Origin of the sequence: Enterococcus sp. DIV1067f (assembly GCF_050543505.1) — a bacterium.
GTDB lineage: Bacteria > Bacillota > Bacilli > Lactobacillales > Enterococcaceae > Enterococcus_D > Enterococcus_D entomosocium.
This window is the reverse complement of sequence record NZ_CP172940.1, coordinates 2,928,960-2,950,175: the sequence shown is the minus strand read 5'-3', so window position 1 is coordinate 2,950,175 and position 21,216 is coordinate 2,928,960. Positions and strand designations below refer to the sequence as shown.

Annotated in this window: 17 protein-coding genes; 15 read left to right on the top strand and 2 right to left on the bottom strand. The window is 42.0% G+C overall.

What is annotated here, in order from left to right; all coding sequences use genetic code 11:
* Window positions 1-2: 2 nt before the first annotated feature.
* The 3 genes from IGJ42_RS13540 to IGJ42_RS13530 all read left to right on the top strand — a co-directional run bounded on the left by IGJ42_RS13540 (window position 3) and on the right by IGJ42_RS13530 (window position 5,456).
* Window positions 3-1,676 (top strand): PTS lactose transporter subunit IIBC, encoded by a 1,674-nt coding sequence (locus IGJ42_RS13540; protein ID WP_016621691.1) that lies wholly within the window; start codon window positions 3-5, stop codon window positions 1,674-1,676.
* A 15-nt stretch (window positions 1,677-1,691) separates the two neighbouring features.
* Window positions 1,692-3,323 (top strand): glycoside hydrolase family 53 protein, encoded by a 1,632-nt coding sequence (locus IGJ42_RS13535; protein WP_016621690.1) that lies wholly within the window; start codon window positions 1,692-1,694, stop codon window positions 3,321-3,323.
* Window positions 3,324-3,848: 525 nt separating this feature from the next.
* Window positions 3,849-5,456, top strand: coding sequence for a CTP synthase (locus IGJ42_RS13530; protein WP_008380521.1), 1,608 nt, complete (start codon window positions 3,849-3,851; stop codon window positions 5,454-5,456).
* A 262-nt stretch (window positions 5,457-5,718) separates the two neighbouring features.
* Here the strand turns inward: IGJ42_RS13530 and IGJ42_RS13525 are convergent, their stop codons facing one another.
* Entirely contained in the window at window positions 5,719-6,174 is a 456-nt protein-coding gene (locus tag IGJ42_RS13525; RefSeq protein ID WP_005233973.1) for a YehR family lipoprotein, read from the bottom strand.
* A gap of 368 nt (window positions 6,175-6,542) precedes the next feature.
* On the opposite strand from IGJ42_RS13525, the gene IGJ42_RS13520 reads away from it, so the two are divergent.
* The 5 genes from IGJ42_RS13520 to IGJ42_RS13500 all read left to right on the top strand — a co-directional run bounded on the left by IGJ42_RS13520 (window position 6,543) and on the right by IGJ42_RS13500 (window position 11,625).
* On the top strand, window positions 6,543-7,412 hold the full coding sequence (locus tag IGJ42_RS13520) for a class II fructose-bisphosphate aldolase (RefSeq protein ID WP_005228297.1): 870 nt from the start codon (window positions 6,543-6,545) through the stop codon (window positions 7,410-7,412).
* Window positions 7,413-7,585: 173 nt separating this feature from the next.
* Entirely contained in the window at window positions 7,586-8,845 is a 1,260-nt protein-coding gene (locus IGJ42_RS13515; protein WP_005233977.1) for a UDP-N-acetylglucosamine 1-carboxyvinyltransferase, read from the top strand.
* 2 nt (window positions 8,846-8,847) lie between these two features.
* On the top strand, window positions 8,848-10,143 hold the full coding sequence (gene rho / locus IGJ42_RS13510) for a transcription termination factor Rho (RefSeq protein WP_144330902.1): 1,296 nt from the start codon (window positions 8,848-8,850) through the stop codon (window positions 10,141-10,143).
* 99 nt (window positions 10,144-10,242) lie between these two features.
* A complete protein-coding gene (locus IGJ42_RS13505) occupies window positions 10,243-10,506 on the top strand; it encodes a type B 50S ribosomal protein L31 (protein ID WP_008380527.1) in 264 nt (87 codons plus the stop codon).
* Window positions 10,507-10,998: 492 nt separating this feature from the next.
* Window positions 10,999-11,625, top strand: coding sequence for a restriction endonuclease (locus IGJ42_RS13500; protein ID WP_008380529.1), 627 nt, complete (start codon window positions 10,999-11,001; stop codon window positions 11,623-11,625).
* A gap of 145 nt (window positions 11,626-11,770) precedes the next feature.
* On the opposite strand, the gene IGJ42_RS13495 is transcribed toward IGJ42_RS13500, so the two are convergent.
* Entirely contained in the window at window positions 11,771-12,670 is a 900-nt protein-coding gene (locus IGJ42_RS13495; protein ID WP_144330904.1) for a LysR family transcriptional regulator, read from the bottom strand.
* Window positions 12,671-12,906: 236 nt separating this feature from the next.
* On the opposite strand from IGJ42_RS13495, the gene IGJ42_RS13490 reads away from it, so the two are divergent.
* The 7 genes from IGJ42_RS13490 (at window position 12,907) to IGJ42_RS13460 (ending at window position 21,198) form a co-directional block, all read left to right on the top strand.
* On the top strand, window positions 12,907-13,758 hold the full coding sequence (locus IGJ42_RS13490; protein ID WP_005234024.1) for a sugar phosphate isomerase/epimerase family protein: 852 nt from the start codon (window positions 12,907-12,909) through the stop codon (window positions 13,756-13,758).
* Window positions 13,759-13,788: 30 nt separating this feature from the next.
* Window positions 13,789-14,637, top strand: a complete 849-nt coding sequence (aroE, locus tag IGJ42_RS13485) for a shikimate dehydrogenase (RefSeq protein ID WP_008380533.1) — start codon at window positions 13,789-13,791, stop codon at window positions 14,635-14,637.
* An 87-nt stretch (window positions 14,638-14,724) separates the two neighbouring features.
* Window positions 14,725-16,008: an MFS transporter gene (locus IGJ42_RS13480; protein WP_144330905.1), complete on the top strand. Its 1,284-nt coding sequence runs from the start codon at window positions 14,725-14,727 to the stop codon at window positions 16,006-16,008.
* 115 nt (window positions 16,009-16,123) lie between these two features.
* On the top strand, window positions 16,124-17,452 hold the full coding sequence (locus tag IGJ42_RS13475; protein ID WP_144330906.1) for a citrate transporter: 1,329 nt from the start codon (window positions 16,124-16,126) through the stop codon (window positions 17,450-17,452).
* A 17-nt stretch (window positions 17,453-17,469) separates the two neighbouring features.
* Window positions 17,470-19,590: a hydantoinase/oxoprolinase family protein gene (locus tag IGJ42_RS13470; protein ID WP_430615744.1), complete on the top strand. Its 2,121-nt coding sequence runs from the start codon at window positions 17,470-17,472 to the stop codon at window positions 19,588-19,590.
* A 12-nt stretch (window positions 19,591-19,602) separates the two neighbouring features.
* A complete protein-coding gene (locus tag IGJ42_RS13465; RefSeq protein ID WP_086332675.1) occupies window positions 19,603-20,271 on the top strand; it encodes a hypothetical protein in 669 nt (222 codons plus the stop codon).
* A gap of 87 nt (window positions 20,272-20,358) precedes the next feature.
* Window positions 20,359-21,198, top strand: a complete 840-nt coding sequence (locus IGJ42_RS13460) for an SDR family NAD(P)-dependent oxidoreductase (RefSeq protein WP_034878349.1) — start codon at window positions 20,359-20,361, stop codon at window positions 21,196-21,198.
* The last annotated feature ends 18 nt before the right edge of the window (window positions 21,199-21,216 follow it).

Genomic DNA, 21,216 nt, shown 5'->3' with positions numbered 1-21,216 from the left:
CTATGGATGGAATCATTAAACAAATCGAAAAAGGAAAACCGTTTTTTGAAAAAATCTCACGCAATAGTTATCTGGGAGCCGTTCGTGACGGATTTTTAACAGCGATGCCGGCTATTTTATTCTCAAGCATATTCATTTTGATTGCTGCGGTTCCTGAGATTTTTGGTTATCAATGGCCTGAAGCTGTCTCCACTTGGTTATGGAAAGTCTATAATTATTCGATGGGGGTTGTAGGGTTACTTGTTTCAGCAACCACTGCTCGCTGCTTGGCTGATTCGATGAATCGCCGCTTACCGAAAAACAAAGTGATCAACACTACCTCTGTGATGCTGGCCTCTGTGGTAAGTTTCCTGTTGCTAAGTGTCTCTCCGATTGAAGGTGGATTTTCAACGGAATACATGGGGACAAAGGGATTACTGGCTTCCTTTGTCGCTGCATTTTTAACAGTTAATTTATATAAGTTTTGTGTACTGAAAGATATTACTATTAAAATGCCTAAAGAAGTTCCTGGAACGATTTCACAAACCTTCCGAGATATTTTTCCATTCTCTTTTTCAGTATTTGCGGCCGTTTTAATTGATTTAGGTATTCGGCAAATTTTCCAAATCTCATTTGCAGAAGCAATCATTACTGTCCTGCAGCCATTATTCACAGCAGCCGACGGTTATTTAGGAATCGCTATTATCTGGGGAGCGATGGCGCTATTTTGGTTTGTCGGTGTTCACGGACCGTCGATTGTGGAGCCGGCAATTGCGGCAATTATCTATGCCAATGTGGAAACCAATCTGCAATTGTTCAATTCCGGTGAACAAGCTTCTAAAGTACTGACAGTGGGTTTAGGGAATTTTGTAGGAACTATGGGAGGAACTGGGGCAACATTGGTCGTTCCTTTTATCTTCCTACTCTTTGCAAAGTCTAAACAATTGAAGGCAGTCGGGAAAGCTTCCTTTATTCCAGTAAGTTTTGCTGTCAATGAACCATTGTTGTTTGCAGCACCCATGATTTTGAATCCTTATTTTTTCATTCCGTTTTTGTTAACACCTGTTGTAAACGTTTGCTTGTTTAAGTTTTTTGTCGATGTGCTAGGCATGAACAGTTTTATGTACGTTTTACCTTGGGCAACTCCGGCACCAATCGGTTTGGTTCTAGGAACGGGCATGGGGGTATTAGCCTTTGTTTTAGCAGCGGTTCTAATCGTCGTTGACTTCCTGATCTATCTGCCATTTTGTAAAGCATACGATGCTGTCTTAGTAGAGCAAGAAGCACAAAAAGCAGAAGTGATCGCAACTGAGGAAGGTGCTTCTGCCACTATTCCTGAGGAAGTACCTGTGGCAGCGAGCCAAGTTATCAACGATGCAAATAAAGAAATCAATGTGTTGGTACTTTGTGCTGGAGCAGGGACAAGTGCGATGTTAGCTAATGCTTTAAAAGAAGGCGCATCGGAATCGAAAGCACCGATCAGTGCAATGGCGGGTGCTTATGGTTCTCATTACGAAATGCTACAGGATTTTGATATGGTGGTCTTAGCACCGCAAGTCAATTCTTACTATGATGATATCAAAGAAGATACCGATCGCTTAGGAATCAAGCTGGTTGCGACAAAAGGAGCAGAATATATCGGATTAACGAGAGATCCTGAAAAAGCCGTTCAATTTATTCTGAGCCAATTTCAATAAAGGAGGAGCAAATTAATGAAAAAGGGAGCTTGGTTGCGTAAAGCCGCTTTATTTGCAGCTGTGATAGGGACTTTGGGGGCTGTTTCAAAAACAGTTGAAGTATCTGCCAGCGAATTTATTCGCGGAGCAGATATTTCAATCCTGTCAGATATGGAAAAATCTGGTGCAAAATATTATGAAGATGGTTTTTCAAAAGATGCCTTAGAGATTCTAAAAAATAATGGTGTCAACTATGTTCGACTGCGTTTGTGGCAGGATCCTTATAATAGTAACGGAGAAAGTTATGGGGCAGGGACAAATGATCTGGAAACGACGATTGCCCTTGCAAAACGAGCAAAAAGTCTTGGACTCAAAGTGTTGCTAGATTTCCATTACAGTGATTTTTGGGTTGATCCTGGGAAACAGAATGTTCCTAAAGCGTGGCAAGATTTGACCTTTGAAGAAATGAATACGGCATTGTATGACTATACAAAGAATGTTCTGTCGGAAATGAAGCAGCTAGACGTTTATCCTGATATGGTTCAGATCGGCAATGAACTGAATAGTGGAATGCTCTGGCCTTATGGCAAGTCTTGGGGAGAAGATGGGGGAGAGTTTGATCGATTGGCTACTTTTTTGAAGTCTGGTGTCCAAGCTGTTCGAGACACTCAACCTAAAACAACTCCAGTAATGCTCCATTTAGCTGATGGTGGCGATACAGGAGCATTTACTTGGTGGTTTGATGAAATCACCAGTCGGGGAGTGTCATTTGATTTAATTGGAGTATCGTATTATCCGTATTGGCACGGTTCAATGAATGAACTTCAAACCAATATGAATACGATCAGCCAACGGTATGGCAAAGAAGTGATCGTAGTTGAAACAGCTTATGGGCATACAATAGCGAATGCAGATACTATGCCAAATGCTTTTGGCGAAGCCGAAGCAGCGGCGGGGGGATATGAACCAACACCGACAGGACAAGCAGAGTATTTGCTGGATCTGGCCGATCGTATTCAAGCGGTGCCGAATGATCGCGGGGCGGGCTTCTTTTACTGGGAACCTCTTTGGTACAACGGAAACGTGAGTTGGGCAACACAAGCAGGTATGAATTATCTCGGTGTTCAATCTACTATGGGAAACGAATGGGACAACCAGGCGATGTTTGATTTTGCTGGAAACGCCTTGCCAAGCTTGCGTGCGTTTAAACAAGCAGGGGCGCAAACAAATCTGGTTAAAAATGCAAGTTTCGAGAGCGATGGACCAACGACCAGTCCTTCTGATTGGCAAACGTGGTTTCAACAAGGAACAGCTGAAGGTACGATCAAAACGGAAGCAGGGACTTTTTTTGGAGACTACAAATTAACTTTTTGGCAGGATCAAGCTTACGAGGCATCAGCTTATCAGAATGTTAGTGGAATAAGCGATGGAACTTACACATTGAGTGCCTATGTAATGTCTGGGGGAGAGTTTGATACCAATCAGTTATATATCAAAAATTATGGTGGAGCGGAACTAAATACTGCGGTTGATAAAACAAGTGAATGGACAAAAATTACAATCAAAGACATTCCAATTACAACAGGTGTTTGTGAAATCGGGGTTTACAGCAAGGCTTCAGAAAATGCTTGGACGAACGTTGATTTTGTTTCATTGGTGAAACAATAGTCTAAGGATTACTACTATTGATTCTCAGATCCCTCTTTCAACCGCATCACTAGCGTAGAAGGCAGGAATCGAACCTGCACCTCGTCTTTGCCAAAAATAACCAGAAATACGTTCCGATCATTTTTACCAAAACGAGTAAAGCGCCAGACTTCATCTACACTTTGTATTATGCCAAAGAGAGTTCAACGATTTCGTAAGAAGCAATGAAAAAATTGCAAAAAGTTGTGCAGAAAACATGAAGGTTGTTTAAGAAAGAGTAACCTTAGAATGCCAGCGTGAAAAAGGAGGAACCAGCTGCATCGAAGCGTAAAGCGCTTCGTTTGGAAACCTCCGTTTTTTCTGAAAAAATCAGATAAAGTTTTCTTGACATTTGTGAGGTGAGAATGTATCATTCTGTTTGGGCACTCTTTACAAGAGTCAGAAAGTGATTTAGAATTTTCGCTCCCTATTCATTTATGGATAGGGAGCTTTTATTATTTTCTAAATGCTTTTCCTGTAAAATAGATTAAAGGAGTTTTTCAGTTTATGACAAAATATATTTTTGTAACCGGCGGTGTGGTTTCTTCTATTGGTAAAGGGATCGTAGCAGCATCATTAGGACGTTTGTTGAAAAATCGCGGCTTGAAAGTAACCATTCAAAAATTCGATCCGTACATCAACGTCGATCCAGGAACGATGAGCCCATATCAACATGGTGAAGTATTCGTAACCGATGATGGAGCAGAGACCGACTTAGACTTAGGTCACTATGAACGCTTTATCGATATCAATTTGAACAAATACTCAAATGTAACAACTGGAAAAATCTATTCAGAAGTTTTGCGGAAAGAGCGTAAAGGAGAATACTTAGGCGCGACTGTTCAAGTGATCCCGCACATCACCAACGAGATCAAAGAAAAAATCATGCGGGCAGCCAAAATGACTGATTCAGATGTGATCATCACAGAAGTCGGCGGAACAGTAGGGGATATTGAATCATTGCCGTTTCTAGAAGCTTTGCGTCAAATGAAGGCAGACGTAGGTGCGGACAACGTGATGTACATCCATACGACGCTGATTCCTTATTTGAAAGCAGCAGGCGAAATGAAAACAAAGCCGACACAACATAGTGTGAAGGAACTGCGCGGCTTAGGGATTCAACCAAATATCTTGGTCGTTCGGACAGAACAACCTGTAGGACAATCAACAAAAAACAAATTGGCCCAATTCTGTGACGTGGCACCAGAAGCCGTGATCGAATCTCGTGACGTTGAGACCCTGTATTCGATCCCATTGGCACTGCAAGCGCAAGGCATGGATCAAATCGTGTGTGATCATTTGAAACTGACTGCACCAGTTGCTGACATGACTGAATGGCAAGCATTGGAAGAAAAGGTGCTGAATTTGAAGAAAAAAGTACGCATCGCGTTAGTTGGAAAATATGTGGAATTGCCAGATGCTTATCTATCAGTTGTCGAAGCCTTGAAACATTCTGGTTTTGCCTTTGATGCAGACATCGAGATCGATTGGATCAAAGCCCAAGAAATCACACGAGAAAACGTGGATTCTTACTTAGGTGAAGTAGACGGTATTCTTGTTCCTGGTGGATTCGGTGATCGCGGGATTGAAGGAAAAATCGAAGCGATCCGATATGCTCGGGAAAACGATGTGCCATTCTTAGGGATTTGTCTAGGGATGCAAATGGCTTGTGTGGAATATGCCCGCAATGTCGTTGGCTTGGAAAATGCCAATTCCGCAGAAACAGATCCTGAAACAGCCAACAACATCATTGACTTGATGGCTGACCAAGAAAACATCGAAAACTTAGGTGGAACATTGCGTTTAGGCTTGTATCCATGTAAAGTGAAAAAAGGCACCAAAACAGCTGCAGCTTATGATGGGGAGGAAGTTGTTCAAGAACGTCACCGTCATCGTTATGAATTCAACAACAAATACCGTGAAATCTTTGAAGCAAACGGGATGGTTTTCTCAGGTGTGTCACCAGACAATCGTTTGGTTGAGATCGTTGAGATCCCAGAAAACAAATTCTTCGTGGGTTGCCAATTCCACCCAGAATTGATTTCTCGTCCAACTCGCCCACAACGCTTGATCAAAGCATTTGTTGGAGCTTCATTAGACAACCGCCAAGCATAATAATCGCTAGCGGCAAACCAAGGAATGAATGTGCGAAACTCCTCATCTCAAGATGGGGAGTTTTTTTGAGTTACGCCATCCCAGTAATCCGTAAAAGGTTGAAACTTGTTTGAGCATTGGTAGAAGGTATCTGTTTCTGCACACAAAAAACTTCCGTCAAAACGACCGGAAGTTTCTGGCTGATGCATTATTTTTTTCGCTAGCAGTTTGAATGAAATCCGCCAGCGGTAACGCATGTTGATTTGCTGGTGCCTAGAGAGGATTATTCTTTTAGCTTATACCCTTGATCCAAGAGCATTTCCTCTGTACGTTCCATGCTGATCCCATTTTCGGTGTTTCCTTCGAAACTAACCCCAGGCAATTGTTTCGCTGAATCATAATCCAACTCATCATAATTGATGGTCAAGGATTCAGTCGCTTCACTATCTGTATAGTCGAGGGAATAGTCCAATCCTTTGACTTGCTGATACTGCTCTGCGATCGGATCAAGTACCGTCTGTGCTTCTTCTTTGGTCGTTACCCCAATCGCTGAATACGGCATGACATTGTTCGCAGTCTGGGTTTTTACTTTATCGCCTTCATAAGTGAAGACCAGTTCCATCGAAACCCCATTTTGATCCATTGTGAATGTTTTGGTTTCTTCTTTGGCCCCCGAGCTGCAACTTGCCAAGAAAAGAACCCCGATGACTGCCAAAAATCCAATAAGCGCTTTTTTCATTTTATCCCTCCTTTTTTACATAATAATATAGCCGCTTTCACAAGGCTATTCTTATGCTCAGAGGAGAAGAAGGAAGGATTTACTGGAAGATTATGATAAAATGACGAAAAAATATGTGAAATTTTTCTCGAATTTTCACATGCCGATTTGTTATCTAACGACCGCAGACAGAAGAGAAAAACCTTACAGAATCGTAGACTTTCAGAAAAGATGATGAAAATGCTGGATTTTTATATTTGTGCAATCTTTTTTTGAAAAGAGAAATTCCTCTTTTTAGTAGCAAATACCGCAAATCTTTGCTAAAATAGCATTGTCGGTTAAGCATTGCTTAACAAATAAAGTTTTTCAAAACTTAGGAGGAATTTTTTATGCCAGTAGTATCAGGAGCTGAATTCTTAAAAGCTGCTCGTCAAGGCGGATATGCAGTCGGCGGATTCAACACAAACAACTTAGAATGGACACAAGCGATTTTAAAAGCTGCTGAAGCGAAAAAAGCGCCAGTTCTAATCCAAACTTCAATGGGTGCTGCCAAATATATGGGCGGATACAAAGTTGCTAAAGACATCGTTACAAACTTGGTTGATTCAATGAACATCACTGTTCCAGTTGCAATCCACTTAGACCATGGTGATTACGATGCAGCAATGGAATGTATCGAAGTTGGTTACACTTCTGTTATGTTTGATGGCTCTCACTTACCATTTGAAGAAAACTTGAAATTGGCTAAAGAAGTTGTCGAAAAAGCACACGCAAAAGGCGTTTCTGTTGAGTGTGAAGTTGGTTCAATCGGCGGAGAAGAAGATGGAATCATCGGTTCTGGCGAATTAGCTGACATCGAAGAATGTAAACAAATGGTTGCAACTGGTATTGATTACCTAGCTTGCGGAATTGGTAACATTCACGGTCAATACCCTGAAAACTGGAAAGGCCTTGCTTTTGACCACTTACAAGCAATCGCTGATGCAGTAGGTTCTGATGTACCATTAGTATTACACGGTGGTTCTGGTATTCCTCAAGACCAAATCGAAAAAGCAATCTCAATGGGTGTTTCTAAAGTAAACGTAAATACTGAATTCCAATTATCATTTGCTAAAGCAACTCGTGAATACATCGAAGCTGGCAAAGATAAAGAAGGCAAAGGATTCGACCCTCGTAAATTATTAGCACCAGGTGTTGCTGCAATCGTTAAAGATGCAGAAGAACACATCGACTGGTTCGGTTCAGCTGGTAAAGCTTAATCTTAATCAAAGATCAAAACTCTTAGAATCACTGATTCTAAGAGTTTTTTTGTTTTCTAAGAAAATATTCTTGATGCGGGGATCAAAAATATACTGCATCTTTTTTCTTTGAGTAATCTGTGCTAAAATTGGAATGATACACATAAATTAAAAAAGAGTATAGGTGGAATTCAATGAAAAAAATTGTCATCAACGGCAATCGTCCCTTAAAAGGTGAAGTCACCATTAGCGGCGCAAAAAACAGTGCAGTCGCATTGATCCCGGCAGCGATCTTAGCTGATTCACCGGTCATTTTAGAAGGAGTGCCCGACATCCAAGATGTGCACTCATTAATTGAGATTATCGAAATCATGGGCGTGAAGACCCATTTTGAAAACAATACGCTAGAGATCGATCCAACCAATATCGTTTCGATCCCGATGCCTAACGGAAAAATCAATAGTCTACGGGCTTCGTATTATTTCATGGGGGCATTATTGGCGAAGTTTGGTGAAGGCGTCGTTGGGTTGCCTGGCGGCTGTTTCTTAGGCCCGCGACCAATCGATTTGCATATCAAAGGCTTCGAAGCACTTGGCGCAAAAGTCACCAACGAGCATGGCGCCATGTATTTGCGTACCGAAGAAGAAGGCTTGACTGGCGAACGGATTTTCTTAGATATGGTCTCCATCGGAGCAACAATCAATGTAATGCTGGCAGCAGTAAGAGCCAAAGGCAAAACGATCATTGAAAATGCTGCACGGGAACCTGAGATCATTGATGTCGCGACCCTTTTAAATAATATGGGAGCGAAAATCAGAGGTGCAGGTACCAATGAAATTCGTATCGAAGGTGTGGAAGAACTGCACGGTTGTCGTCATTCTATTATTCCAGACCGAATCGAAGCAGGAACCTATCTTTCTTTAGCCGCAGCAGCGGGCGAAGGCATTACAGTCAAAAATGTGATTTATGAGCATCTAGAAAGCTACATTGCGAAATTGGAAGAAATCGGTGTGCGAATGGATATCAGCGAAGATGAAATCTATGTGCATCCCTCAAAAGAGTTGAAACCAGCGACTGTGAAAACTTATCCTTATCCGGGATTTGCCACAGACCTGCAACAGCCGATCACACCATTATTGCTAAAAGCAAAGGGAACATCGGAGATTATGGACACGATTTATGCCAAACGGGTCAACCATATTCCTGAATTAGCACGGATGGGCGCACAAGCAACGACAGAAGGCAACATGATTTTTGTCAGCGGACCGAGCCAATTGCACGGAGCAGAAGTTGTCGCTTCTGATTTGCGGGCAGGGGCTTGTCTAGTTATTGCCGGATTGATGGCGACTGGCACGACTAGCGTCTTTAATGTCGAGTACATTTTGCGCGGCTATGATCATATCATCGAAAAACTAACGGCTCTTGGAGCTGATATTCAAATGATAGAGGAGTAATTATGAGCGATTATCTTACGATGGCAGAGTTGGAAAACAAAACCTTAAAAGAGATCTACACCTTTGCCAAAGAGTTTCGAATTCCTTATTACAGCCAAATGAATAAAAAAGAATTGTCATTGGCTGTGATACGGGCGCAGGCGGAAAAACAAGGCTTCTTTTATATGGAAGGAATCTTGGATATCGTAGGCCAAGAAGGCTATGGTTTTTTACGTCCAATCAACTATGGACCGAGTGCAGAAGATATCTATATTTCTTCTTCACAGATTCGTCGGTTTAGTTTGCGTAATGGCGATAAAGTCGCCGGTAAGGCGCGCCCGCCTAAGGAATCTGAACGCTATTATGGATTGATGCACGTTGAGTCTGTTAACGGCAAAGATCCAGAAGATGCCAAAGAGCGCCCGCATTTTCCAGCGCTGACGCCCCTTTATCCGAACCGTCATTTAAAATTAGAAACAACGTCAGGACGTCTTTCGACTCGGATGATCGATATGCTGGCGCCAGTGGGTTTTGGTCAACGGGGACTGATCGTTGCCCCGCCTAAAGCTGGGAAAACCAGTATATTGAAAGAAATTGCCAATGGGATTACGGACAACTATCCTGAGGTGGAATTGATCGTACTTTTGATCGACGAGCGTCCAGAAGAAGTAACTGATCTAGAACGTAGTGTCAAGGGTGACGTGGTTTCTTCAACCTTTGACCTACAGCCTAGCAATCATACCCGTGTTTCAGAATTGGTACTAGAACGGGCGATGCGCTTGGTGGAAGACAAGCGTGATGTCGTGATTTTGATGGATAGTATCACTCGTTTGGCGAGAGCTTATAACTTAGTCGTTCCTCCAAGCGGACGTACACTAAGCGGCGGGATCGATCCAGCTGCTTTGTACAAACCGAAGAAATTCTTTGGCGCTGCCCGCAATATTGAAGAAGGCGGTAGTTTGACGATCCTTGCCACAGCTTTGGTAGATACCGGCAGCCGCATGGATGATGTCATCTATGAAGAGTTTAAAGGAACCGGCAATATGGAGCTGCAGCTTTCTCGCAGCCTCGCAGAACGCCGGGTCTTCCCAGCGATCGACATCAAGAAATCTGGTACCCGTAAAGAAGAATTGCTGATGAGCAGTGAACAATTGGAGGAAACTTGGCGCATACGCAACAACATGTTGGGGGATTCCTTGGAGTTCACAGAACAATTCATTCAATTCTTGCGCAAAACGAAAAAGAATGAAGAGTTTTTAGCGGCTTTTCATGATGTCCATTTCGGAGACAAGCGGCCAAAAAGAAATATAAAAAGATAATTGCATCTAAAATCCAAACATGGTAAGATAGTCATGTTGTAAAATCGACAAATCAACTCTGGTGAAGCAAATGAGCCAGGGCAAAGGAGAGAAGAAGAAATGAAACAAGATATCCATCCAGATTATCATCCAGTTGTATTCATGGACTCAACTACTGGTTTCAAATTCTTATCAGGTTCTACAAAGAATTCTCAAGAAACTGTTGAGTGGGAAGACGGCAACACGTATCCATTGATCCGTGTCGAAGTAACTTCTGATTCACATCCATTCTACACTGGACGTCAAAAATTCACACAAGCAGACGGACGTGTGGACCGTTTCAACAAAAAATACGGTCTCAAAGACAACAACGCTGCAGAATAAGACAAATAAATGTAAATGTTGTTTCGATAACATTTCTGAGGTTTCCCTTTTACGAGGGAAACCTTTTTTGTTTTTATAGGTAATAGACACTCAACTGCTAAACCGAAAGAAACCATTCAGAATCTGTTACAAACAAAGTAAAAGGAATCAATAAATCTGTAGGCAAGAATGTGGAAATTAGCACTGTAACGAATCCTATCTAGTAATTTTCGAAATGGAGCAATGATCAAGAGTGGTTTGATTTAATCATCGATTATTATTGAATATTCAAACTTCAATTGACATTTATCTTGAATAAAATTATCATTAAATTAATAATATTCCGTTATAAGTTTCTTATTTTTGACTTATTTTATCGAGTTCACACGATTTTTATTGAGAAAAGTAGATAGTTCTCTCTTTAAGAACCAGTTTCTATTCTACATAATTAAAGACCACTCACTAGCTATGCTTTAACGAATCACATCCAAAACAATCAAGAAAGGAAGAGACATGTTTTCATTTAAGAAAAAGAAGGAAGTCATTAATTTCCCAGAACTAAGCAACCATAATGAACGTACATACCCGAAAAAATTGAAAAAGATTGTGGCTCAATTAGAAACCTGTAAATCAGAGGATTTGAATTATATTGCTGAATGTATTTTACAAAAGATGGGATATACCGTCCAAAACATCGATGGTTACAAAGATGGTGGTATTGATGTGTATGCTTTTTCTAATAATAAAAAGGCAATAGCGGTCCAATGTAAAGCCTGGAATCCGCAAAAGACAACGGAGCGGATCAGTAAGCCACTTGTTGCCGCATTTAAAGGGATTTTTCCAGACAAAGGGTTTCCCAATGGGCTTTTCATCACTACACATTTTTTTACAGATCAAGCATTAGAAATAGCCGGTGATAATCTACTGCTGGTTGATAGAAAAAAACTGATTGAGCTTCTTGCACATTTTTATCCAGAGATGATCAGTGAGTTGTTTTATTATAAAACCTTGACGGAATTAGAAGAATGCAAGAGTTGTAAAAATGGGAAGAAGTTGAAACTCTACAATAAGAAGAAGCGCAATTATTACTATATCTGCGAAACGTGCGGTGAGTATAGCTCTTTTCATTATTCGTCATGAGAAAAAAGAACAAGAGAATAAGCAATAAAAAACAGACGTTCTATTAATGAATGTCTGTTTTTTATTAAGTGAAAACGCCAAAAAAAGGCGGGAACATAGTTTTATTCCTATTTTCTAAAGCTTTGTTTTTCACCCACCCAGTCACTCAATAAACGATCTGTTTCGGATTTGCATGGGCCAAAATAAATTCTTTGAAATTGCTGACTACAGGTGGTAAGTAAGTCTCTTTATTGTAGGCTAAATAAAAGTATCGCTCCCAACTGATGCCATTAAGTTTGATTCGCTTAAGGGGCAAAGAGTCAAGCATCGTCATATTGGGAATGATAGCAATCCCCAATCCTTGACTGACTAGTCCAGCGATCACTTGATCGATCTTGACTTCGTAGGCTACTTGATAGCTGACGTTGTTACGCTGATAAAGGTCATCGATGATTTCACGTAAGGCACTTTTTTTGCTGAAAATAATCTGGGGATATTCTGCTAAGTCGTCCAAAGAGATTTCATCAAATTGTGCGAGAGGATGATCCAACGCGGTGATCACGACAAGTTCTTGACTTGCAATCGGGACGAATTCAATGGTTGGTTCATTGGTGATGTAGGAACAAATACCGAGATCATAGCGCAAGGTTTTTAGTCCTTGGACTGTTTCGGTACTGACGCTATCTGAGTGAAATTCAAATTGAATCTTTTTTTCAGGATTTGCTTCAAGAAATTGTTTAGTGATTTTTGGTACGTAAGATGTACCGAGGACTTGCAAAAAAGCAAAGCTGATATGCCCAAAGCCTTTGCTGATTTTTGTTACTGTATCGATACCCGAATCTAAGTTTTCTAACGTTCGTATAACATGTTCATGGAAAATTTTTCCAGGCTTGGTTAGGATCACATTTCGTCCGTTTTTTTCAAAGAGTTGTACACCTAGCTCATCTTCTAAAAGTGAAATGGCATTACTGAGACTTGGTTGTGTGATGTTGAGCAATTTACTCGAACGTGTATAGTGTTCTTCTCTAGCAAGGATATCAAAATATTTTAAATGCTGAAGATTCATAGAAACCTCCTCTAAAATCCTTCTTTTTTTATCAGTATATCACAAGACTTATATCTTTTATCTATAGATCCATAAAGAAAAAACAATTAGAAGTACGGAGAGGGAAAAGCTATAATAACGGTAATAAACATTGTGAATAAAAACACAATTACTGCGGCCGCTTTTTAGTTCGTGTTTTTATTTCCAGCTGTAAACCAAGTAGTAGTTGTTTACAGACTTTTAAAGGGGGAAATAACATGAGAAACATTCCATTGACGATTAGCTCTTACACATTAGGGACAGAGATTAATTTTGAAGACAGAGTGAAGATCGCGAAAGAGGCAGGATACGACGGGATCGGTTTACGTGCGGAGACCTATATGCTTGCTGTGAAGCAAGGCTATTCTGATGAGCGGATGCTTGAAATTCTTGCAGAACATGACATGAAAGTAACCGAGGTCGAATATATCACCTTGTGGGCTGATCCAAATAAAACGATGGAAACACCGGAAACACTGCTGCAACAATTTAAAGAGCAAACGATCTATCATATGGCACGTTTGTTTGGTGTTGGGCACATCAATTGTGGCTTAATGGAAAAATACCCAGCAGAGGTTCATATCCAAGCCTTTAAAGAACTATGTACACGAGCAAAAGAATTAGTCATTGGGTTAGAATTCATGCCTTATAGCGGTGTTCCTGATCTAGCTAGTGCATGGAATATTGTCAAAGAGGCAGATTGTGAAAATGGGATGCTGATCCTAGATACATGGCACTGGGCGAGAGCCAACATGACAGCAGCTGACTTGGAAGGGGTCCCAGCGGAGAAAGTTGTTTCGATCCAAATTTGTGATGTTTTAGAAAGACGATATCCTGATACGATCTTACGGGATGAGTCGATGCACGATCGCTTATGTCCAGGAACAGGATGGGGTGATACCGAAGGCTTCTTACGGGCACTAAAAGCACACGGCATCAAGCCTCGTGTTGTAGGCACGGAAGTGATTTCTGATCCGATTTTAAGTCAAGGCTATCAAAAAGCAGCAGAGCAAAATTACAAAACGAGTATTGAAGTGATCCAAAACGCATGGCCAGAATTGCTTGCGTAAAAAAAAATCAAATAGAAAAGAGGAAATACGATGAGCGAAAAAATTTCGGGAAAAACGAAGCTCTTAGGATTGATCGGTACACCTGTTGGGCATTCTGGTTCGCCAGCCATGTATAATTATGGCTTTGACCAGCTTGATATCGATGCAGTTTATTTAGCTTTTGACATTAAAGAAGACCAAGTCGCCCAGGCGATCGAGGCATTTCGAACCTTCAAAATGAGTGGAAATGTCACGATGCCTTGCAAGACGGCAGCGGCAGAATACATGGATGAATTGACCCCCGCTGCAAAAATGGTTGGTGCCATCAATACTATCGTCAATGATGAAGGCAAGCTCGTCGGCCATATTACCGATGGTGTCGGCTTTGTTGATAATCTGCAAGCACACGATGTAAAAATGAAAGATCAAAAATTTGTTGTGATCGGAGCTGGTGGAGCTGCCACCGCGATCCAAGTCCAATTGGCGATCGAAGGCGCAGCCTCCATTGCAATTTTCAACATCAAAGATGCATTTTATGAAAAAGGCAAAGAGACCGTTGCTCGCATTAAAGAATATTACCCTGATCTAGTAATTGATATTTATGATCTGACGGATCAAGCGTTACTTGCTGAAAAAATAAAAGGAGCCGATTGTTTAGTGAATGCAACGACTGTTGGAATGGGTGAAGGAAATACAGCGACACCGATTGCAGACACAGAGGTACTGCATGCAGATTTGACGGTGGCTGATGCGATCTATAACCCACCAATGACCCAGTTATTGAAAGATGCCAGCGCAAAAGGGTGTAAGACCGTGGGTGGAAAAGGAATGCTGGTGGGACAAGGAAAAGCCGCCTTTAAACTGTTTACTGGCAAGGAACTGCCTGTCAGAGCAAACTAACTAGGGACCGAGTATCCTTTTCCTACGAAATACCCACAGGGAAATTTTCGTAGGAAAGCTGGATGTTCTTTTATAAGGAGCGTACAAATGAGAGCAAAAAAGTATATTTTGTCACTGGCAACTATCTATATGTGTTATTTCACTCATGGGATCCAAGCCATTATTTTAAGCCAAAATGCGACTTATTTTTCGGATAAATGGGGCTATACCGATGCTTCTGCAGGAGCCGCTGCGGTATCGTTGGCTATCACTGCGACCGGATTAGGAAAATTTTTGACCGTCTGGATCGGTGGAGAAATTTCGGATAAAGTGGGACGCAAAAAAATGGCGGTCATGGGGGCTGTTTTGTATACGCTATGCTTTTTAGGTCTGTTACTGACGACGAATATGGTGATCGCGTCTGTCTGTGCCTTTATCGCAGGGGTGGCGACTTCTGGTTTCTGGGATGCTGCGTTGTATCCCGCTTCTCAAGAAGCAGCACCGAAATATGCGGCTTCAGCAATGATTGGGATCAAGTTTTTTGTTTCTTTGTCAGGGGTTATCTATCCCTTACTTGTGGTAAATTTCATCGGGTCTGGGAATCAGTCGATGGGGATTATTATTCCATTAGTCCTATCGATCGTCTGCACGATTTTAGCAGCTATCGCGCCATTCGCCTATGATGACATGATGAAAGAAAAAGCGGCAACCGTCGATGGAAAAGAAACGAATGCGGTTCAAGAAGAAATTGCGGCAATGAAGGCCAAAATGCTTGTTAAGCCGAATATAATCGTTAACTTCTTCACAATGTTCTTTGGTTTTATCTGTATGTTCATCATGTACGGCGCCCAACAGTATACCAAAGCGTTTGGTTTGACGAATGCTGGTTTGACTGAGATGCAGTCAGCGGGGCTAACATCGATCTATACTTTTGGCTCAATGGTGGCTGTTTTGTTTTGGGCAGTAATGATGGGGAAATTGCGTTGGAATCCCTTAAAAGTCTTATTTATTGATACGGTATTCATCGCTCTTGCGTTAGGGATGGTATTAGTGATCCAACATGTCGTAGTGATTTATATCAGTATCGCCTTCTTGGGTTTCTTTGCTGCCGGAGGGGCGTTGCAAACTGGGCTAGGGGTACGACAAATGTTTTGCCCTGGACCAAAAGGTCGAAATACCGGGATCTACTATACTTGGATGGGCTTAGCAAGTACCTTTTTACCTTACATCGTTGCTTCCATGACTCGGTCAGTAGGAGAAACGCAAGCGATTTTTATTATGATGGGCTTATTACTCGCAGCTGCGGTTTTAGCGATCGTCATGATGGTTTATTTGTTACTGCAACACAAAAGAGTATTTGGCTACAGCGCATTTGATAAATTAAAGGACTAAACGTCCTGGAGGATAGTGGCCAACCACTTCCTCCTTTTTCGCTTTTGTTAAACGGCGGCTTTCGCGTATCTGGCTGCAGGTTCAAACGGCGTAATTTGTATGGAGGAGAAGAAGAATGGATAGCTTGATTGGCTTATTACTAGTAGTGTCATTTGGTGGCATGGTTTTTTATTGTATCAAAGGATATAACCTGATGATTGGTTTTATCGTTATGGCAACATTATGGGTGTTGTTGCCGCTTATAGGGAATGTCATTTCACCCAATCCGGCATTTGAAAACCTCCCTTTTACCGAGATGCTGGCACAGGTCTATCAACAGGCGCCAGAACGCTGGGGGGCTTCACAAATGAATATTTTTGTAGGAGCATTCTTTGGTAGGATCTTGTTGGAAACGGGCATTGCGGCAACTATCATTCGTAAGAGTGTGGAACTAGGTGGGGATAGCCCAGCGATTATTCTAGTAATTGTCAATTTGATTACCGGCTTTATCTTTTCATCCATGTCAGGTGCCGGATCTGTCATCGCGATCGCCGTGATCGTATTGCCAATTTTATTTTCGATTGGTATTCCTAAAGTCGTGGCATTCTTTAGTTTTTCGGCTTCCGTTGCAGCAGGTGTTTTCTTAAATCCAATCAATTTCACACAGTATCAAGCCTTTTTTGGCAATGTGAATGGTGGGGTTGATTACACCTATAATGATTATTTTTCGTTTGGATTATTGGCTTTCTTTGTGATGATTCTGGTTTCTTCGATTTTTGCTATTGGGTATTTGAGAGTAGAAAGTTTGACCTATGCTTGGGCGGTTGGAGAAGAACCGAAAGTTCAAGAGGTTCCTAGTTTGGCGTTACTTACCCCTTTTATACCGGTCGTAGGAGTCATCATCTTTCAATTTCCAGTGATCTTTTGTTTTATTGGTGCGAGTCTTTATGCCTTGTGGATTTGTGGTGTTTTAAAGGATGGGTTTAGAAAAGATTCTCAGATTTTGACACGTATTTTTGCAGATGGGGTCAAAGATACTGCGACCTTAGTTGCCTTTTGGATGACCCTTGCGATGTTCAATGCAGCTGCAACCTTCGCTGCACCTTATTTTGAATCATTGCTAGGAGGAATCATTCCGACGCATCCCTTAGCGCTTTGTTTGCTTTTTGGTTTTTTAGCTCCCTTGACCTGGTTTCGCGGGCCACTTTCTTTGATTGGTTGTGGGGCAGCGTTATTAGCAGTAATCAGCAATCAAACCAATTATCCTGTGACGTTTTTATATCCGTTGTTCATTTCTAATATGATCGGTATGGGTCATTTTGATTTGACCATTTCTTGGAATGCTTGGGGATTAGGCTTCAATAATATCAATACGAAAGATTACATGAAGGTTGCTTTTTTACCAGGAGTCGTCATTTCGCTGGTTCTTGAAATTGCGACGTTCCTGTTATATAGCCCGATTTAAAAAAGTAGGTGAAAAAAATGAGAAGAAGTGTCCGAATTGGCATTGATGTGGGTGGAACCCATACGAAAGCTGTCGCAATCAACAATGACACGCAAGAGGTGATTGGAAAGTCATCTGTAAAAACGACCCACAAAAGTGAGCAAGGGGTTGCAGAAGGTGTAGTGGCCTCTTTTATTAAGTGTTTAGCCGAAAATCAGATCCAGCCAGATGAAGTGGTCTTTGTCGCTCACAGCACAACCCAAGCCACCAATGCACTCTTAGAAGGAGATGTAGCGAAGGTCGGCATTATCAGTACAGCAAAGGGCGGCGTCGAAGGTTGGCTGGCAAAGTGGCAAACGGCATTAAAAGACATTGATTTAGGTACGGGAAGAAGTATTGAAGTCGTTGCTCGCTTTATTCCTAAAAAAGAGCTTTCAGAAGCAACAATCGAAGCGGCATTAGCAGAACTACAACAGGCACAAGCTCAGGTCATCGTGACTTCAGCAGCTTTTGGTGTAGATAATTTACAAACAGAAGAAAGAATCGCTGAAGTAGCCAAACGAAAGGGCATCGAAGTAACCTTGGCGTCGGAGATGACCAAACTATATGGGTTATCCCGGAGAACCCGTACCGCAGCAATCAATGCATCGATTTTGCCAACGATGCTGGAAACGGCAAATTCAACAGAAAATAGTGTTCGCCAAGCAGGTGTGGATGTACCACTGATGATCATGCGGGGCGATGGCGGGTTGATGGACATTGTTGAAATGAAAAAACGACCGGTGCTAACGATGCTTTCTGGTCCAGCAGCCAGCGTGATGGGAGCATTGATGTATCTGCGAACGTCGAACGGTATTTATTTTGAAGTAGGGGGAACTTCGACGAATCTTGGCGTGATCAAAAATGGTCGGCCAGTCATCGATTACTCAGAGATTGCAGGCCATAAGACGTATGTCAATTCATTAGATGTTCGCGTCCTAGGTGTGGCTGGCGGCAGTATGGTTCGAGTGAACAAAAAAGGCGTGATAGACGTCGGCCCAAGAAGTGCCCATATCGCTGGGTTAGAATATAGTACGTATCTGCCAGAAGAAGAGATCGTTGCACCAGAACTGGAGCTTTATGCGCCAAAAGAAGGTGACCCAGCAGATTATGTTGCAATCAAACTTGCTAACGGGAAACGAATTACGATCACGAATTCTTGTGCAGCGAATGTCTTAGGATATGTCACAAAGGATGATTTTTCCTATGGCAATGCCCATTCGGCCAGAAAAGCCATGCAGCCTTTAGCGAAGTACTTAGAAACGACGGTGGAGGATGTCGCACAGCAAATATTGGATCAAGCAGTCCAAAAAATAGCACCTGTGATTCAATCTTTTGCCCGCAAGTATCAATTAGAGCCTAACCAAATGACTTTAGTAGGTGTAGGAGGAGGCGTCTCTTCACTGATCAAACATGCAGCGAAACAATTGTCGTTGAATTATAAAATACCTGAAAATGCTGAAGTGATTTCATCGATCGGTGTGGCGTTATCCGTCGTTCAAGACGTGGTGGAACGAATTGTCCCGAATCCAACAAAAGCGGATATTGCAGCAATCAAGCAAGAAGCAGCTACTTTGGCGATCGAGAGTGGGGCAACGCCTGATAGTATTGAAGTCTATATTGAAATCGATCCTCAGACGCAAAAAATTACTGCGCGAGCCTCCGGTGCCACAGCTGCTCAAGCCGCTGAGCGTCAAAACCAAATCAACCGTGAAGAAGCGCAAGACATTGCCTATGCTGAGCTGCAAGTTGCTAAAGAAAACGTGGTTTCTTGTGCTACGAGTGAACATTTTTATATTTATGGCGCAGCGACAAAAAAAGGCGATCGTGTTTGTGTCATTGATCATCGAGGCTTTATTCGCGTGCAAAGAGACCATGCAGATGTCGTGAAAACGACGATCCAAAGTTATAGTGAACAAATCGCTCGTCTTTGGGAAAGTATGGCGAACTACCAAAGTGATCTAGTCATCCGGCCAGATTTTTATATTTGTGCTGGACCGCGTCTCTTTGATTTTAGTTCGACAGATTATACCCAATTGATGATGTTGATCGATATTGAATTAAGTCAGTTGATTGGTACAGAAGAGATTATTATTATTGCTGCGAACCGCTTGCAGTAGGCCAAGGAAGGAATGAGATCCGTGAAAGTAGAAGAATTTTGCCAACAATTTTTACACCTATGGTCTCGAGCAACCAATCCTCACCTGCAGCTGTTCAAACAAGACCCCCTTCACGCCAAAGTTGATCCTGCGCAGGCAGAGTCCTTTATTGAAACTGCTGAAAGCATAGGTAAGCAAGAAGCCCGCTGGTATCGAGAGCATCCTCAAGAATTGCAAGGAATCATTGATTCATTAAAGATCAATGAACTGCCTGAAGCGCAAGCGCAACAGGAGCGCTATACCTTTGCTGTCTATAAAAAAACAGATCATATTATGATTGATCGCAATTTCTTGGCGCAAGCGCAGCATTTTATCGAAGCACAGCAATTAAGCCGATTACTTCCTGCGACGACACTTACGGAATTGGTTTTCATGCATGAAGTGTTTCATGTATTGGAATATCGTAAAAATCTCTGGACCATTCAAAGACAACTGCACTATCAGATAGGTTTTTTGAAAAAACAGGCACGTCTCTATTCCTTGAGTGAGATCGCTGCTGCATCTTTTGTACAGACGTTTTATCAGCTGGAAAATTCCCCTACATTGCTTGCTAGCTGCATAATCTATTGTAAAAATCCTGAGCTCGCTCAAGCGCTCGTTACGACTGCGTTAAAGGAACAAACCATTCACAGAAGCTATTGATCAATGGAAAAAAAGAATTAGTTTCTCTGCTCATATCAAGGTATATTGTTAGTGAAGAATATAACAATATTAGAGGTGGTATAAATGATGGAGCAATCTTGGTTGAATCTTAAGAATGAAGTCGTAGTTATTACTGGCGCTTTAGGTGGTATGGGGAAAAAAATCGCACAGGACTTTGCTGATCAAGGCGCACAACTTGCATTAGTTGATTTGCATGAGGAAAACCTTGCCAACTATGCTGTACAGCTAGCAGATCAATTCGGTGTGAAAGTAAACAGTTATGTCTGCAATTCGACGATCGAAGCGCAGGTAGATGCATTGGCAGAAAAGGTCAAAGAAGATTTTGGCCGCATTGATGTTTTGGTAAACACAGCGGCTATTTTGAAATTTTCATTGCTTGAAGATCTACCATTTGAAGAATGGAAACAAGTGATCGACGTCAACTTAAACGGCTACTTCTTGGTTTCTCAAAGAATCGGGCGAGTGATGATCGCACAAAAATCAGGGCGGATGGTGCATGTCTCAACGATCGCCTCAATCAGCCCTGAAACATATTCTGGTGCGTATAGCCCAAGTAAGGCTGGAGTTAATATGATGTCGAAACAAATGGCTGCAGAGTGGGGGCAGTACGGCCTTCGCAGCAATTGTGTCTTGCCATGCTTTGTGAAGACACCTTTATCCGCAAGCTTTTATGCAGACCCAGAAGTTGAAGAGGGGCGGAAACGTTTAACTGCCAATAAGCGAATCGGCGATGTGCAAGACATTGCTAATGCAGTCCTTTACTTAGCCAGCGAACGTTCCGATTATACGAACGGGCACGAATTACGTGTTGAAGGCGGTTTTGGGATCATGATGGGGGATCAAGTACCAAAACCTGGTGGGCGTAAACAGTATGCCATCAATTCTCGGCCGGAAAACCAAAAATAAATGGGGAAATGAAGTAAG